This window comes from Treponema socranskii subsp. socranskii VPI DR56BR1116 = ATCC 35536 (assembly GCF_000468115.1).
GTDB classification, from domain to species: domain Bacteria; phylum Spirochaetota; class Spirochaetia; order Treponematales; family Treponemataceae; genus Treponema_D; species Treponema_D socranskii.
The window spans coordinates 41,199-55,789 of the sequence record NZ_AVQI01000033.1 but is presented as its reverse complement, the minus strand read 5'-3'; the positions used below and the strand labels follow the sequence as shown (position 1 = coordinate 55,789).

Here is a 14,591-nt window from a genome sequence, read left to right as displayed (position 1 = left end):
AGAACACAGCTATGAAAAAAATTACAAACGTCCCCGAAGTCAAACTCGGGATCATCGCGGTAAGCCGCGACTGTTTTGTCATTTCGCTTTCGGAGCGGAGGCGCAAAGCAATCGTAGAATCCTTTTCGCAGTACGGCACGATTTACGAAGCGAAGACGACGGTCGAAAACGAAGTCGATATGCTCAAAGCCGTCGACGAAGTAAAACAGGCGGGCTGCAACGCGCTGTGCGTATTTCTCGGAAACTTCGGCCCCGAAACGCCTGAAACGCTCATCGCAAAAGAATTCGCAGGTCCCGTATTGTACGCCGCTGCGGCCGAAGAGCACGCAGGCGATTTAATCGACGGGAGAGGAGACGCGTACTGCGGTATGCTCAACTGTTCGTACAATCTCGGGCTTCGAAAACTCAATGCAGTCATCCCCGAATATCCGATCGGAACCGCCTGCGACATTGCAAAAATGCTGCGTGATTTTATTCCGGTCGCGCGTGCGTGCATCGGCATTGCGAATTTGAAAATCATCACGTTCGGTCCTCGCCCTCAGGATTTTTTTGCGTGTAACGCGCCGATTAAAGCGCTCTACGATATCGGCGTCGAAATCCAGGAAAACTCGGAACTCGATTTGCTCGTGTCGTACCGCGCGCATAAAGACGACGGCCGCATTCCCGAAGTCGTAAAAGATATGGAAAGCGAACTGGGTACGGAAGGCAACCGATTTCCCGATCTGCTCCCGCGCATGGCGCAGTTTGAACTTACGCTGCTCGATTGGGCGGAAGCGAACAAAGGTGCGCGAAAATACGTCGCGTTTGCAAACAAATGCTGGCCGGCGTTTCCGAAAGAATTCGGCTTCGAACCCTGCTATGTAAACAGCCGCCTTGCGACACGCGGCATTCCGGTTGCGTGTGAAGTCGACATCTACGGCGCGCTCAGCGAATATATCGGCACCTGTGTGACGGGCTCTCCGGTCACGCTCCTCGATATCAACAATTCCGTACCCGCTGATATGTACGAAAACGATATCAAAGGAAAATTCCCTTACGCTTACAAAGCGACGGACGTGTTTATGGGATTTCACTGCGGCAATACGCCGTTCTGTCGTTTGAATCCGAAAAGCAAACCCGCGATTAAATATCAGCTCATCCAGCACCGCCTGCTCGAGCCGTCCGGCAGTGAGCCCGACTTTACGCGGGGCACGCTCGAAGGCGACATCGATTCCGGCGATATCACGTTTTTCAGACTTCAGAGCGCGGCGGACACGACGCTGCACGCATACATCGCGCAGGGCGAAGTGCTTCCCGTCGCAACGCGTTCGTTCTGCGGCATCGGCGTGTTTGCGATTCCCGAAATGGGCAGGTTTTACCGTCACGTACTCATTTCAAAACGATATCCGCACCACGGCGCGGTAGCGTTCGGACATGCGGGCAAAGCGCTGTTCACCGTGTTCGACTATCTCGGCGTACAGGATATTTCATACAATAAATCCGCCGGGCAGCTGTACGGCGATGAAAATCCGTTTGAAAACCGCTGCGACGAATACCGGGCGTAAAAACCGCTCGGCATTCGATCGATATCGAAAAGGCTGAACATGGCTGTTACGATAAAAGATATTGCGGCAAAAGCCGGCGTGTCCCGCGGAACCGTCGATCGCGTGCTTCACAACAGAAAGGATGTCAAACCCGAAGTAGCGAAACGGATCCTTCTCATCGCCGACAAACTGGGCTACATACCGAACCGCGCAGGCAAAGCGCTTGCAGCTCGCAAACAGCCTATTCGCTTCGGCTGCCTGCTTCCCGACAGAGACAATCCGTTTTTCAACGATGTCATCAAAGGATTTCGGCGAGCCGAAGCGGAGCTTAAAGATTACGGCGTAAGCGTAGAGCTGATTCACATACGCGGATTCGACGCGCAAACGCATATCGCCGCGATAAAAAAAGCGACAAAAAAAGGCTACAGCGGTATGTGCATCACAACGCTCGACTTACCCGAAGTGCAACGGGAAGTTTTCGCGTTCACGGACGGCGGCATCCCCGTCGTCAGCGTCAACACCGATATCCCCGACAGCGGAAGAATCTGCTATGTCGGCACCGACTACAAAAAAGCGGGGTACACCGCAGCGGGCATGTTGTCGCTTATCACAAAAGAAAAACAAAAATTATTAATCGTAAGCGGTTCATTCCACATGCGCGGGCACAACGATAGAATCAAAGGATTTTGCTCCGGGCTTGCAAAACACGGCATTGCATACGAAATTATTAAAACGGTAGAAGCTTTCGACAACAATGAAGATTCATATACGCTCACACGCACGATTCTTTCGGAGCATCCCGAAATCACCGGCGTCTTTGTCGTCGCAGGCGGCGTCCCCGGAGTATACCGTGCGATAAAAGAGCTCGGTCGCTCTTCAATCGCGCTACTCGTGTTCGACGATTTGCCGGAGATTAAAAAAATTATTAAAGAAGGCGGCATTGCTTTTACGATCTGCCAAGAGCCGGAAACGCAAGGCTATATCGGCATCATGCGATTGTTCTCCTATCTCATGGAAGAAGGCAAAAAGCCGCCCCAAGACTACATCACACAGACGATTATTAAAATCGCCGGCAACCTATAGGAATAGCGTACCGAAAAAACGCGTTGTCACGTGCGGCGCAATCGGCTACAATAAATTCATGCGAAACAAACAAAACGACGAACTTGCGGTGTGCGGACTTTCCGCCGTAAAAAAGCTCGAAAAAAAAGATTGGAAAAAAATCCGCCGATTGTATTTTACAAAAGAAACCGCGCCGTTTTTCGGAGGCTTGTGCAAAAAGCTTGCGAAAAAGGGCGGCATATATAATTTGGTCGAGCCGGCCGATTTGGAAAAACTTTCCGGAACCGTGCATCATCAGGGCGTCGTCGCGATGATCTTTATGCCGAAAATTATGCCGCTCGATTCCGACGTCGCGGACGAGTGGATCGCAAACGGCGAAAACGTGCTCGTGCTCGACCGCATCGGCAATGCGAACAATTTCGGCGCAATCGTCAGGAGCGCAGCTTTTTTCGGTATGAAAAACATCGTTATCCCGGCGGACGAATCGCAGTCGGCCATTACGACGAGCAGCTACCGCATCGCCCAAGGGGGCATGGAATTCGTCGATATCTATTCGGCGAATTCGATTGCGCGTTTTATGGAAGCGGTACGCGGACGCATGATGCGGATCGGCACCGATTTGCGTGCAAAAAAAACGCTTGCGGAAATTGCCGGTATGCGCGGCGAAAAACCGTTGCTCATCGTGCTCGGCAACGAAGAGGACGGCATCTCAGACGACGTGCGCAAAAACTGCGATGAATGCGTCATCATCCCCTTTGCCGGGTTCGCCGAAGGAGCCGAACCTGCGATACAGAGCTTAAACGTCGCGCAGGCGGCATCGGTCATTTTATACGAACTGCAAAAAACGCAGCCGCCGCACTGATGCGGGACGGAAAATATGATTTCCGATATTGTTGTCCCGAATGAGATATTTTCAAAACATTGTCAAAAGACGCTAAGCGTGTTATGATTCGTATTATGAAATACTTTATCATGTCCGATATTCACGGAAGCGCCGCCGCGTGCGAAAAAGCGCTTGCGCACTTTCAAGCGCTCGAATGCGATAAAGTTATTTTACTCGGCGACGTGCTGTACCACGGACCGAGAAATCCGCTGCCGGAAAATTATGCGCCCGCCCTTGTCTCGCAAATGCTCAATCCGCTTGCACATAAGATAATCGCGTGCCGCGGAAACTGCGATGCCGAAGTCGATCAGATGGTACTTGCCTTTCCGATTTCTGTGGATTACGCCTGTATCGTCGATGACGGTGTGAGAATTTTCGCATCGCACGGACATATCTATTCTCCGGCGAAAAAAACGTCGGACGAAGCGGTCGTCGCCGGAAGCAAAATTCCGCCGCTTTCGCCGAACGATATCGAACTGTTCGGACACATCCACGAACAGCATTTGTATAAAACGCAAGAAGGCGTGCTTGTATGCAATCCCGGTTCGACATCGCTTCCGAAGAACGGCTCTCCTGCGGGATTTGCCGTATACGAAAAGGGTGAAATCGCACTGTACGATATGGATGGGCGAGAACTCAAGCGGATGAGCTGCAAATAAGCGGCCCGCAAAAAATTGCATTAACAAGGAAACTGTCCATAAACTGAAGTTTTTGGACGCCGCCTGTGTAATTTTAAGGGACGGCAAACCGGTTTTGTCTGAATATATTTGGAGGACTTTACATGATGAAAAAAATTATTAATTTCATACTGCTCGCATTTGCAGGGGCGGTACTTTTTGCAAATGAAAAAACCGGAGAGCGCTCTCCTGTACGAAGTGCGTCCGAAACGAAACCGCGCGTCGTTGCGTCGACGTCGTGGACGGCCGCCTTTGCCGATATCGCAGGAGCGGACGGCGTCGAAACGATCGCACCCGCAAACCTCCGCCATCCGCCGGAATACGAAGTGACGGTGAGCGACATTCAAAAAATCGCAGCGAGCGATTTTTTCGTCTACGCCGGTTTTGAGCGTATGATGAAAACACTCGGCACTTCCGTCGGCACTGTGCAGATGATACGAATTGCGAACAACAATTCGATTGCGACTGTGACGAGCGAAACGGCAAAAATCGCGGAAAAGCTGGGTACGGAAAAAGAAAACGAAGCGCGCCTCGCGCTCTACGTAAACGCAATACGAGAAGCGAAAGCGGAAATCGAGCGCAGAGGAAAATCGAATGCAAAAGTTCTGTGCCACACGCATCAGCGCTATCTCGCCGCCGATTTGGGTTTTACCGTTGCGGCGATATTCGGAGCGGAGGGTGTGACGGCGAATCAAATCGCGGATGCGAAAAGCGGCGGCTACGATATAATCATCGACAACGTGCACAACCCCGTCGGCAGCCCGCTTGCCGAAGTCGCGCCGAAAGCGGTATACGTCGTGTGGCGGAACTTTCCCGATAAAGTCGAACGGAACGCGCTGCTGCGCGTCGTACAGGAAAATATCGCCGCGCTGATGAAGGCGCTCTAACAATTTACTCGATGCGGGTTTATGCTATTGATTTGCCGCTTTATAAATTTCGAACATATCCGCTTCGTATAACACTTTTGCAGAACCGCGCTTGCCGCCCGTCGCGAGGCTGCATTTGTGCGCGAGCGTTTTCATCTGCTCTTCGGAAAGATTGATGTCGAGCTCTTTGAGGTTCGTCGGCATTTTTATTTTGCGGAAGAATTTTTCCATCGCTTGAATGCCGCGCAGTGCGATCTCTTCCGGATTACCGTCCGCAATCCCCATGACGTTAACGGCAAACTTATGGAAACGCGGCAGGCAATCCTTATACACGTAGCGCGCCCAGCTTCCCCAAATCGCCGCGAGTCCTGCGCCGTGCGCGACGTCGAACATACCGCTCAATTCGTGTTCGAGCGCGTGCGACGACCAATCGCCGCCGCGGTCGTTACCGCAGCCGGTGAGCCCGTTGTGTGAAAGGCTTCCCGCCCACATGATCTCTGCGCGCGCATCGTAATTTTGCGGCTCGTCACGCAGTATCCGCGCATTTATCATAACCGTGCGCATGAGCGCTTCGGCGATGCTGTCGGTAATTTCCATATTGCCGCCGTTTGTAAAATAGCGCTCCATCGTATGCATGAGGATATCGGTACAGCCGCACGCGGTTTGATAATCGGGAAGCGTCATCGTCAATTCGGGATTCATTATCGCAAATTTCGGACGGCAAAAATCCGTATTGCAGCCGCGCTTTACCTGCCCTTCTTCTTTGGTGATAACCGTACTGTTGCTCATTTCGCTTCCTGCCGCTGCAATCGTCACTACGACGCCGATCGGCATACACGCTTCCGGCACACGCGTGTGTTCATAGAAATCCCACACGTCGCCTTCGTTTGCAACGCCGTAGCCGATTGCTTTTGCCGAATCGATAACGCTGCCGCCGCCGACTGCAAGGATAAAATCGACGTTTTCTTTTTTAACAAGATCGATGCCTTGATACACGAGGGAAAGGCGCGGGTTCGGTACGACACCGCCGAGTTCAATATACGAAATATGCATTTCGTCGAGCGATTTTTTTATGCGGTCGAGAAGCCCCGATTTTTGTACGCTGCCGCTCCCGTAATGGACGAGTACCTTTTTGCATTTTTGTTCCGCGACGAGCGCGCCGATTTGCTTTTCCGTCTCTTTTCCGAAAACGACTTTCGTCGGCGTAAAATATGTAAAATTGAACATACAACCCCCTATAAACTTGAAATACAAAGCGACGGCGATATTTCAGACATCGCTTTGTACATGCTTCTTCAATTGCGGTTTCGATGATTTCAGTATATATCGATTAGCCGAAGCGCGCAATAAGTTTCTTTCAAGCATTTCCAAAAACTATATGACTGCCCGTACGTTGATTGCGTTACAAGCTTGTGTTATGATGAAAAAGGAGGCCGGTATGATTATCAAAAAGATCGCTTTGCCGCTTTCCGTACTCTGCGTGCTTGCGTTCGCATTTTTTCCCGCATCGTGTACCGTAAAATCTTCGGAAAAAGCGGCACAGGAAGCGGCCGACGCACTCGCGATGCCTTTTGCGCCGATCGATTTCGACAAAGCGGAAGCCGCAAATGAGGGGCTGCAAAAAGAATCGGAGACGGGGAAATAGTAATTGCGTACCGCGACAAAATTCAGTTTTTAGAAGCTCCCGATTATCGGTAATACTTTGCGTATTTTCCTTTTATAAAAGATATCGCTTGTTTCGCAGCCGTATCGGGATCCGGAACGGGAAATATCTCTACAGATGTCCAGCCCTTATATCCGATATCATGTAAGGCTGCAAATATCTCATCCCAGTTCATATGACCTTGTCCGGGCGCATGACGGTTGGTATCGGCAAAGTGGACATAATCCACATATTCATGGCTCCGGCGCAATGCATCGCCGATATGAGCATCTTCGATATTCATGTGGAATACATCGGGCATCATTTTCAAATTGCCGCACCCGGCTTTTTTAATCATCAAAGCGCATTCTTCGGTATTATTAATGAAATCCGTTTCGTAACGATTGACAGGCTCAATCATCAAAGATACGCCTTTTTTTTCCGCGTATTCCGCCAAATATCGAATCATATCGATAAATAAATCTTCACAAAAAGAACGATCCCGTTCATTAAAAGTACCCCGAATACGGCCTATATTCACTTTTTGGCCGAAATCGGAAGCAAGATCGATAAAACCGCAAAAAGTTTTTTTCAATTCTTTTCGTTTTTGTTTATCTTCATCCATGAATGACAGCTGTCTTGCCGACCAAACTTGACCTGTTGAAACGGCGGAAATCGATAATCCCGTTTCACGCAATAGAGAGCGCAGCCGAGCCGCTTCCACTTCATCCGGACTTTTCAGTGCCAACTCGACACCGTCATAGCCCAATTCGGCAGCTTTTTTGATCGATGCGTCGATTCCTCGAAATACGACAAATGCGCTGGGCAGCGCATCTTTACTTGCAATTGCGACAGATAATTTCATACTGTTACCTCCATAGTGTTGTTGCAAAATATATCGCTTGTTTGAATCATATTCCCATGTATTATAATGGTATCAACGTCAGACAATGCCTGCCAATCGGTTAGTGGATCTCCTCTAACGGCGATCAAATCTGCGTCATAGCCGACAGTTAATTGTCCTGTTTTTCGCTCCAGCACTTCGCCTGCATACACGGTTATACCTTTTATCGCTTCTTTGATATCCATTCCCAAACGATGCATCCATCCGATTTCACGATATAAAAGTCCGTGATATGCGTCCGTACCGATAATAAAACGAGGTTTGGCGGCAACCAATTTTGAAAGTCTTTTTTGTACTTCATCTCTCGATTTTAAAACCGCGTCGGCATGGCTCGACGGAATCATGGGCAGCCGAGAATCGTCCATAATAATACCCGACGTAAAACAAACGCAGGTACCGTTTTTTATCAAAGCTTCGATTTCCGCATCCGTAACCCAATAACAATGATCGATTACATCGACTCCTGCATTCAAACAGTGATAAAGCGCTTTGCCGCCGATACAATGCGCACTGACTTTCAAACCGCAGTTTCGTGCCTCTTCTACTACAACATGTACTTCATCTTGCGTGAGAAAACAATTGAGATGCGCATCGCTTTTTGCAGGAGGAATACCCTGCGTCATAAATATTTTGAGCCAATCCGTGTGATGATATATATTTTCCCGACATTGTCGTCTGAAATCTTCCGTCCCTGAAAACCCCTTCCCTACATACCCGTGTCCATGTAATCCTTTCATGCCTATACCGGCGACCGCCATCCACGGCAGCTGTAAGTTTCCGGTTTTTTGAAGATCTCTGAGCATTACATCGATATAGTATCGATCCCCTACGCATCGTAACCCGGTAATACCGGCAGCCAAATCATCTCGTGCCGATTTCAGTGCCCGCAATAATTGTTTTTTTTCAGAATCGTTCGTCGAATTAAGATGATCGGGTATCCGCGCATCCAATGCAAGATGAGAATGACAGTCGATCATACCCGGCATTACTGTCGTCTTCGCACCAAAGACGATATCGGCACCTGCATCGGATCCCGCTTGTATGGACAGTATTTTCCCGTCGTCAATCGTTATCATTTGATTTGTCTTTGGCTCGAGTTGAGGTCCTGCCAACATGCGGGATGCAAAGATTTTCATTTTCTAACCTCTGTTTTTAATTTTTTACTTATCAACGGCCAAAACAAAGAAACGATAATAAAAAGACTGAAAATATCAACGATGGGTCGCGTAAAGATCATAAAAAAATTGGAATACATCGTAGTCGTGAGCATTATCGATTCTTCCAGCATCGGGCCGAGCAGTAAGCCGAGTGCTATCGGAGAAAGCGGATAATCGTATTTTGTTAAAAAGTATCCTATGACGCCTGCAATAAACATCGTTATAACGTCGGTTATGTTTTGCTGAATCGAATACGAGCCGACAACAGTGAGTATAATGATAAGGGTTACGAGCACTTGTTTCGGTATAAATAGAATCTTTTTAGCAATTTTACAAAAGAGCAAACCCACGAACAGCATTATTATATTTATGACGGCAAAACCGACAATCAGCGTATACACTTCAGAAGCATGGCTCGTAAAAAGCAGCGGGCCCGGTCGCAAACCTTTTATAATCATCGCTCCGAGAAAAATAGCGGCCGGCGCTGATCCGGGAATTGCCAAAGTAAGCAAAGGGATGAGGGAACCTCCCGTTACCCCGTTATTGGCGCTTTCGGATGCGATAAGCCCTTCGTATGCTCCGTGCCCGTACGTATCTTTATTTTTACTTGCCTTTTTTGATTCGTTGTACGCAAGAAACGAAGCGATATCCGGCCCTGCCGCCGGTATGATACCGACAATAATCCCGATGATAGATGATCGAAGCAGGTTAAACCAATTTTTATTTATGATTTTCCACGGTACTTTGACTTTGCTGTCGGAAAAAGAGATTTTTATTTCTTTTTCATTGCGGATGGAAATTATCATTTTAAAAACTTCAGGCAAACTGAATAAGCCTATTAAAATGGAAACGACTTCAAGTCCTCCGGATAATTTATAATTTCCGAATGTAAACCGCGGAAATCCAAGTACGGGATCTTGCCCTATGCACGCAATCGCCAAAGCGACAAAACAAATAAAAATACCTCGAGCCATATTTTTTTCGGAAAGCATCGAAACAACCGACAGACCGAAAACAGCGACCATCATTTGTTCGGGAGGACCTACACGCATCGCGATTAGCGCCAGCAACGGCGCACAAATAAGTAATGCGATCGACGACAGCAAACCTCCGAAAGAAGAAGCAAAAGTTACAATGCCGAGCGCTTGACCGCCTTCTCCTTTTTTCAACAGCGGGTGTCCCTCCATCGATGTCGGGACGCTTGCAGGTGTACCGGGAATACCCAATAATACTGCCGGAATAGATCCTCCGTAAATCGCGCCGCAATACACGCCGCTTAAAAGCAGCATCGCCGTCCCCGCATCCAAGACGTATGAAAAAGGGACGAAGACCGCCACCGCCATAGTTGCGCTGAATCCGGGCAAGGCTCCGAAGATTATACCGACGATAAGCCCTATCAACATAAAAAGCAGATTGTATACCGTAAATACCCCTGCAACTCCTAAAGCAATATTTGTAAACACGATCGACTCCTATAATGCGATAGCGCTTAAGAATCCTTCAGGCAATAAGACATGCAATACTTTATTAAACAAAAGATAGATGAACAAAGTAATGCAAATAGGATATAAAAAAAACAGCAATTTATTATTTTTTAAACCTAAAAAGAATAATGCTGCATATAAAAATACCAACGATGAAATAATATACCCTGCCGAATTTTGCATTACTATATACAAAAGAACCATACCGCTTAAAATTATACAATCGACGGTTTGACGTTTTTGAACCGTATTTGTATCGTTTTTTCCTGCTTTAAAAATTATTATATATATGCACAGAGCTATACCGACGATAAGCAATACCATGGGATACGTACGTCCGCTTTGAGGAATTTCTCTCAACTGCGTAAAAAACACAATCAACGCAGTCAAAAGACATAATAAAAAAATCCGTTCTTCCGTGATCGTTTTCTTTTTATTCATAGTAAAACTCCGCAGCGTACAGACCGGACGAGGTAATTATCCGGTCTGTATTATCGATGATTATTTATCGGTGTTTGATTTTAAAGCAGCTGTAATCAGTTTATTATAATTATCGTGCGACGTATAAAAATAATTTTTAAATCGGTCGTACGACATATATTCCATAGTTGAGCCTGCCAATGCAACTTCCTTTTGATATTCGGGATTATTGAATACTTTTGCGAGCATCGCATCGAGCTTAACTACGATCTCTTCAGGTATATTGGCCGGACCTACAAGAGCCCGCCACATCGCATGGCTGAAATCGAGTCCCTGCTCTCTCATCGTCGGAATAGACGGAACGATCGTATTCCGCTTATCGGATGAAATCGCAAGTGCGATAACATTTCCCGCCTGTATCTGCGCAAGCGCTTCGGAAACAAAGGGCACGGCGACATCACAGTTTCCTCCGGCAACGGCGGTTACCGCTGCGGCGCCGCCCTGAAACGGCATTCGCTTGAATTTAAGACCCAATTGATTTTCCAACTTGATTCGAAGAAAATCATGACTGGACCATGCTCCGCCCAAGCCGAAGGTTACGGAATCGGGATGAGCCTTTACTTTATCGATTAAATCGGACAAAGTTTTGATACCGGACTTTTTGGAAACGATTAAAATATGCGGATCGTTTGCAAATTGCGCGATAGGCGTAAAAGACGCAGCGTCGTATTTCACGCCTTCAAACAGCAGTTGCCCGTTAGACATATTGCAATCGCCGTATCCGAACGTATAACCGTCCGGTTTGGCATCGGCGATTGCGCTAAAACCGATAGTACCGCTGCCTCCGGTTATATTAGCTACGATAACGGGCTGCCCCATTTCTTTTTCGAGCCATTTCGTGATCAAGCGTACGGTAATATCGGCACCGCCTCCTGCTCCGTACGGAACGATTACTTTTACGGATCGATTCGGCCAGCTGCCGGCATCTTTTACGCCGGATTCCTTTTGTCCTTCCGCAAAAATCGTCAATGAACACAGGAATAAAAAAACAATGATCAAACCCAACATCTTTTTCATATTTGTCCTCTTGGAAAAATCGGCGATAAAAAACGACGATGATATTTCAAACGCTGTTTTTTATCGCTTTCTTTTATTAATATCCCGGCTGAACAGACTATCAACTGTACGATTTAAATTATCATTTAAGGATATTGATTATATCCGTGCCGTATTGAGCGGCAAACATAGCTGTAGAATTGCTCATAGCTTTTTTAAAAGCCTGCTTATCCGGTTTTTCATTGATTTTTACGCCGGCATCTTTAATCTGTTTCAGCAGAGCTGCGGAATTTTCATCGTTTATACGATAAACTTCTTGCTGAGCTTCTTTGGCGGCTTTTTTCAATATATTTTGTTGTTCCGCACTCAAGCGATTCCATGTGACACCGCTCGCGCTGAGCAGCATCGGGGTATAAACATGTTCGGTGAGAGAAAGGTATTTTTGAACTTCGTAGAATCGTTGGTTATAGATTTCGCTTAGCGGATTTTCCTGCCCGTCGACGACACCTTGCTGAAGAGACGAATACAATTCGGAGATATCCATCGGAACCGGGATGGCACCGGCGCTTTCCCATGCCTTTACTTGGAATGTTGCAGGAAGACATCTGAGTTTTATCCCTTTAAGATCTGCAGGAGTATTTATCTCTTTTTTATTATTTGTAAGCTGTCTGAAACCGATTTCCCAAAAGGCCAACGGCTGAATTCCTTTTTTTGAAAGTTTTTCCATTATAAAATCGCCGGCTTTACCATTGATTTTTGTTCTGGCATCGGATACGGAATTAAACATATAAGGCAGCTCAAATACCTGAATTTCCGGAACCAAACCGGAATAGTAAGCGTCTCCGGTTACACAGATATCGACGGTACCCTGCTGTAAACCGTTTACCAAAGAAGACGGACTGCCGAGTGTCGTATCGTAAAAAACTTTTACATCGACGGAACCTTTTGAATACTCTTTAACAAGCTCCGCAAATTTTGTTAAAGCTTTTCCGGCAGGACTGTTTACACTCATACCTCCGGAAGAAGCAGCCAATTCGATCTTTGAACTCTCGTTCTGCCCTGTTGCAAATACCGCCGTAAATGCAAAGACACAGACGAATGTCGATAAAATGATTTTTTTCATACGATCCTCCTAATTCTATTGTCGCGCCATCATTGGCAATAAGAGACTTAATTGGGGTATCAAAATAATAATAATCACCGATATAAACATCGAAATAAGAAACGGCATAATCTGTTTTGAAACGGACATGACCGGGCGGTTACCGATACCGGCAGAAACAAACAGCGTCATACCGACAGGCGGCGTAACGAGTCCGATACAGAAAGTAGTAACCATAACCACGCCGAAGTGAATCGGATTGATGCCCATTTCGACGGCGGCAGGTACCAGAATCGGAGCGAAAATCAAAACCGCAGGAACGGGATCCAAAAAACAGCCGACTGCCAATAAGATCAAACTGATAATTAGCATGAATACTTTAGGATTATTGCTGATTGTTGAACAAAGCGCAGCGATTTCATGAGGTAACCCTGCACGAGTAAGAATCCAGCTGAATAACTGAGTTACTGCAACGATACCGAGGATTTGACCGACTATTTTGACCGAATCGTACAGACAACGCATAAGATCTTTGATCTTCAATTCTCTATAGACAAACAGTCCTATCACAATTGCATAAAGACAGCTTAAAGCGGAAGCTTCCGTAGGAGTACAAAGGCCGCTGTATATGCCGCCCAAAATGATGACAGGTGTCAGTAGAGCAAAAATCGATTCTTTAAAACTTTTCCAGATATTCTTTAAACTGATACGGCCTTCTCCTTTGTATTCCCGTTTTTTGGAAATAAAAAGCGTCACTAAAATAAGGTTGAGCGCCACAAGCAGTCCGGGGAACAATCCTGCAAGCAGCATATCCCCGACACTGTTACCGGTTGAACAGCTGTACAGCACCATCAGAATACTCGGAGGAATTATAGGCCCCAAAGTACCGCCGGCTGCTTGAAGCGCACAGGAAAAATCCACATCATAGCCGTTATTTACCATAGCAGGGATCATCATACCGCCGATCGCCGCAACACAGGCGGCTCCGGAACCGGTCATAGCAGCAAAGAACGCGCTTGCAATAATTACAACAAGCCCCATACCACCCGGAAAAGATCCGACGATAGCGGTAGCAAAACCTATTATACGTTTACTGATTCCTCCCGATTCCATAAGCGCGCCGCTTATGATAAAAAACGGTATCGCCATCAAAGGTACCGAAGAAACGCCTGCTAAAATCTGATTCCCTACGATATTCAAGGGAATATTCATAAACCCCACGATATAGGCGACCGCGGCAAGCCCCATTGCGCCTATTACAGGAAGTCCCAAAAACAGTAAAATCAGAAAAAAAAGAATCATCAAAGAACTAAGCACGCTTAGCCTCCTTGTCCGTAAGCTGTTTAATGAGCATTACCGTTTTTGCAATCACTATCGCGAGCCATGCAGTCGCTCCGAGTACAAGAGATAACGTGGTGATCCATACGGGCAGATTCAATATTGCACTCTGCTGGCCTGTAGATATTTGAAGTCGGCATATCGAATAACTCTGCAGGCACAAAACGCCGATAAATACTATCATAAGAAAATTTTGAATCACCTTTAGAACGAGTTTTTTTCTTCCTTTCAGGGCATCAGTCAAGATTGAAATTTCTATATGTTTGTCATCGAAACTTGCAAGCGCGACTCCGATAAAAATTATCCAGATAAATAAAAGCACAAAAATTTCTTCGCTCCACGCAAATGACAGTTTCAGAACGTATCTGGAGAAAATCGCAAAATTTTCCAAAAGTATCCAAAAAAAGACAATGCCGCCCAAAAAAAGCTTAAAGCATTTTTCAATTTTCAAAATCGGGGTTTTATTCATAACGGCTC

15 protein-coding genes are annotated in these 14,591 nt (G+C 46.8%); 6 read left to right on the top strand and 9 right to left on the bottom strand.

The genetic code is table 11. The annotated features are described in order from the left end of the window. The first annotated feature begins 11 nt into the window (after positions 1-11). From HMPREF0860_RS05425 to HMPREF0860_RS05405, 5 genes are all read left to right on the top strand, one after another. Positions 12-1,544 (top strand): L-fucose/L-arabinose isomerase family protein, encoded by a 1,533-nt coding sequence (locus tag HMPREF0860_RS05425; protein ID WP_021495568.1) that lies wholly within the window; start codon positions 12-14, stop codon positions 1,542-1,544. Positions 1,545-1,583: 39 nt separating this feature from the next. Further along, positions 1,584-2,606, top strand: coding sequence for a LacI family DNA-binding transcriptional regulator (locus tag HMPREF0860_RS05420; protein ID WP_021331141.1), 1,023 nt, complete (start codon positions 1,584-1,586; stop codon positions 2,604-2,606). A 58-nt stretch (positions 2,607-2,664) separates the two neighbouring features. Next, positions 2,665-3,447 (top strand): TrmH family RNA methyltransferase, encoded by a 783-nt coding sequence (locus HMPREF0860_RS05415; protein ID WP_021331161.1) that lies wholly within the window; start codon positions 2,665-2,667, stop codon positions 3,445-3,447. A gap of 95 nt (positions 3,448-3,542) precedes the next feature. Then, the gene (gene yfcE, locus HMPREF0860_RS05410; RefSeq protein ID WP_038081628.1) at positions 3,543-4,127 is read left to right on the top strand and encodes a phosphodiesterase; all 585 of its coding nucleotides are present in this window, start codon (positions 3,543-3,545) and stop codon (positions 4,125-4,127) included. 122 nt (positions 4,128-4,249) lie between these two features. Next, positions 4,250-5,032 carry a metal ABC transporter substrate-binding protein gene (locus HMPREF0860_RS05405; protein WP_021331144.1) on the top strand — a complete coding sequence of 261 codons (783 nt, stop codon included), beginning with the start codon at positions 4,250-4,252 and terminating at the stop codon, positions 5,030-5,032. Positions 5,033-5,056: 24 nt separating this feature from the next. Here HMPREF0860_RS05405 and HMPREF0860_RS05400 read toward each other — a convergent pair whose 3' ends face one another. After that, positions 5,057-6,238, bottom strand: coding sequence for an iron-containing alcohol dehydrogenase (locus HMPREF0860_RS05400; protein WP_021331172.1), 1,182 nt, complete (start codon positions 6,236-6,238; stop codon positions 5,057-5,059). Positions 6,239-6,449: 211 nt separating this feature from the next. Here HMPREF0860_RS05400 and HMPREF0860_RS13765 point away from each other — a divergent pair, with 211 nt between their 5' ends. Continuing rightward, a complete protein-coding gene (locus HMPREF0860_RS13765; protein WP_021331165.1) occupies positions 6,450-6,656 on the top strand; it encodes a hypothetical protein in 207 nt (68 codons plus the stop codon). A gap of 43 nt (positions 6,657-6,699) precedes the next feature. Here HMPREF0860_RS13765 and HMPREF0860_RS05390 read toward each other — a convergent pair whose 3' ends face one another. The 8 genes from HMPREF0860_RS05390 to HMPREF0860_RS05355 all read right to left on the bottom strand — a co-directional run bounded on the left by HMPREF0860_RS05390 (position 6,700) and on the right by HMPREF0860_RS05355 (position 14,583). Further along, on the bottom strand, positions 6,700-7,518 hold the full coding sequence (locus tag HMPREF0860_RS05390) for a sugar phosphate isomerase/epimerase family protein (RefSeq protein ID WP_021331166.1): 819 nt from the start codon (positions 7,516-7,518) through the stop codon (positions 6,700-6,702). Then, a complete protein-coding gene (locus HMPREF0860_RS05385) occupies positions 7,515-8,693 on the bottom strand; it encodes an amidohydrolase family protein (RefSeq protein ID WP_021331173.1) in 1,179 nt (392 codons plus the stop codon). Before HMPREF0860_RS05385 ends, HMPREF0860_RS05390 begins: the two co-directional genes overlap by 4 nt. After that, entirely contained in the window at positions 8,690-10,177 is a 1,488-nt protein-coding gene (locus HMPREF0860_RS05380; protein WP_021331168.1) for a tripartite tricarboxylate transporter permease, read from the bottom strand. The genes HMPREF0860_RS05385 and HMPREF0860_RS05380 overlap by 4 nt, the downstream gene beginning before the upstream one ends. A 9-nt stretch (positions 10,178-10,186) precedes the next feature. Continuing rightward, the gene (locus HMPREF0860_RS05375) at positions 10,187-10,639 is read right to left on the bottom strand and encodes a tripartite tricarboxylate transporter TctB family protein (protein WP_021331159.1); all 453 of its coding nucleotides are present in this window, start codon (positions 10,637-10,639) and stop codon (positions 10,187-10,189) included. Between the two features lie 60 nt (positions 10,640-10,699). Further along, positions 10,700-11,695 (bottom strand): Bug family tripartite tricarboxylate transporter substrate binding protein, encoded by a 996-nt coding sequence (locus HMPREF0860_RS05370; protein WP_021331151.1) that lies wholly within the window; start codon positions 11,693-11,695, stop codon positions 10,700-10,702. Positions 11,696-11,816: 121 nt separating this feature from the next. After that, positions 11,817-12,797: a DctP family TRAP transporter solute-binding subunit gene (locus HMPREF0860_RS05365; RefSeq protein ID WP_021331154.1), complete on the bottom strand. Its 981-nt coding sequence runs from the start codon at positions 12,795-12,797 to the stop codon at positions 11,817-11,819. A 15-nt stretch (positions 12,798-12,812) separates the two neighbouring features. Next, a complete protein-coding gene (locus HMPREF0860_RS05360) occupies positions 12,813-14,093 on the bottom strand; it encodes a TRAP transporter large permease (RefSeq protein WP_021331157.1) in 1,281 nt (426 codons plus the stop codon). Continuing rightward, complete coding sequence (locus HMPREF0860_RS05355) at positions 14,086-14,583, bottom strand: TRAP transporter small permease (protein WP_021331140.1); 498 nt, start codon at positions 14,581-14,583, stop codon at positions 14,086-14,088. Before HMPREF0860_RS05355 ends, HMPREF0860_RS05360 begins: the two co-directional genes overlap by 8 nt. Positions 14,584-14,591: the final 8 nt, after the last annotated feature.

Coding starts and splice junctions, on each gene's coding strand:
- HMPREF0860_RS05425 (WP_021495568.1), top strand. CDS start 12: ATGAAAAAAATTACAAACGTCCCCGAAGTCAAACTCGGGATCATCGCG.
- yfcE (WP_038081628.1), top strand. CDS start 3,543: ATGAAATACTTTATCATGTCCGATATTCACGGAAGCGCCGCCGCGTGC.
- HMPREF0860_RS05400 (WP_021331172.1), bottom strand. CDS start 6,238: ATGTTCAATTTTACATATTTTACGCCGACGAAAGTCGTTTTCGGAAAA.
- HMPREF0860_RS05415 (WP_021331161.1), top strand. CDS start 2,665: ATGCGAAACAAACAAAACGACGAACTTGCGGTGTGCGGACTTTCCGCC.
- HMPREF0860_RS05375 (WP_021331159.1), bottom strand. CDS start 10,639: ATGAATAAAAAGAAAACGATCACGGAAGAACGGATTTTTTTATTATGT.
- HMPREF0860_RS05390 (WP_021331166.1), bottom strand. CDS start 7,518: ATGAAATTATCTGTCGCAATTGCAAGTAAAGATGCGCTGCCCAGCGCA.
- HMPREF0860_RS05385 (WP_021331173.1), bottom strand. CDS start 8,693: ATGAAAATCTTTGCATCCCGCATGTTGGCAGGACCTCAACTCGAGCCA.
- HMPREF0860_RS05370 (WP_021331151.1), bottom strand. CDS start 11,695: ATGAAAAAGATGTTGGGTTTGATCATTGTTTTTTTATTCCTGTGTTCA.
- HMPREF0860_RS05420 (WP_021331141.1), top strand. CDS start 1,584: ATGGCTGTTACGATAAAAGATATTGCGGCAAAAGCCGGCGTGTCCCGC.
- HMPREF0860_RS05365 (WP_021331154.1), bottom strand. CDS start 12,797: ATGAAAAAAATCATTTTATCGACATTCGTCTGTGTCTTTGCATTTACG.
- HMPREF0860_RS13765 (WP_021331165.1), top strand. CDS start 6,450: ATGATTATCAAAAAGATCGCTTTGCCGCTTTCCGTACTCTGCGTGCTT.
- HMPREF0860_RS05405 (WP_021331144.1), top strand. CDS start 4,250: ATGATGAAAAAAATTATTAATTTCATACTGCTCGCATTTGCAGGGGCG.
- HMPREF0860_RS05355 (WP_021331140.1), bottom strand. CDS start 14,583: ATGAATAAAACCCCGATTTTGAAAATTGAAAAATGCTTTAAGCTTTTT.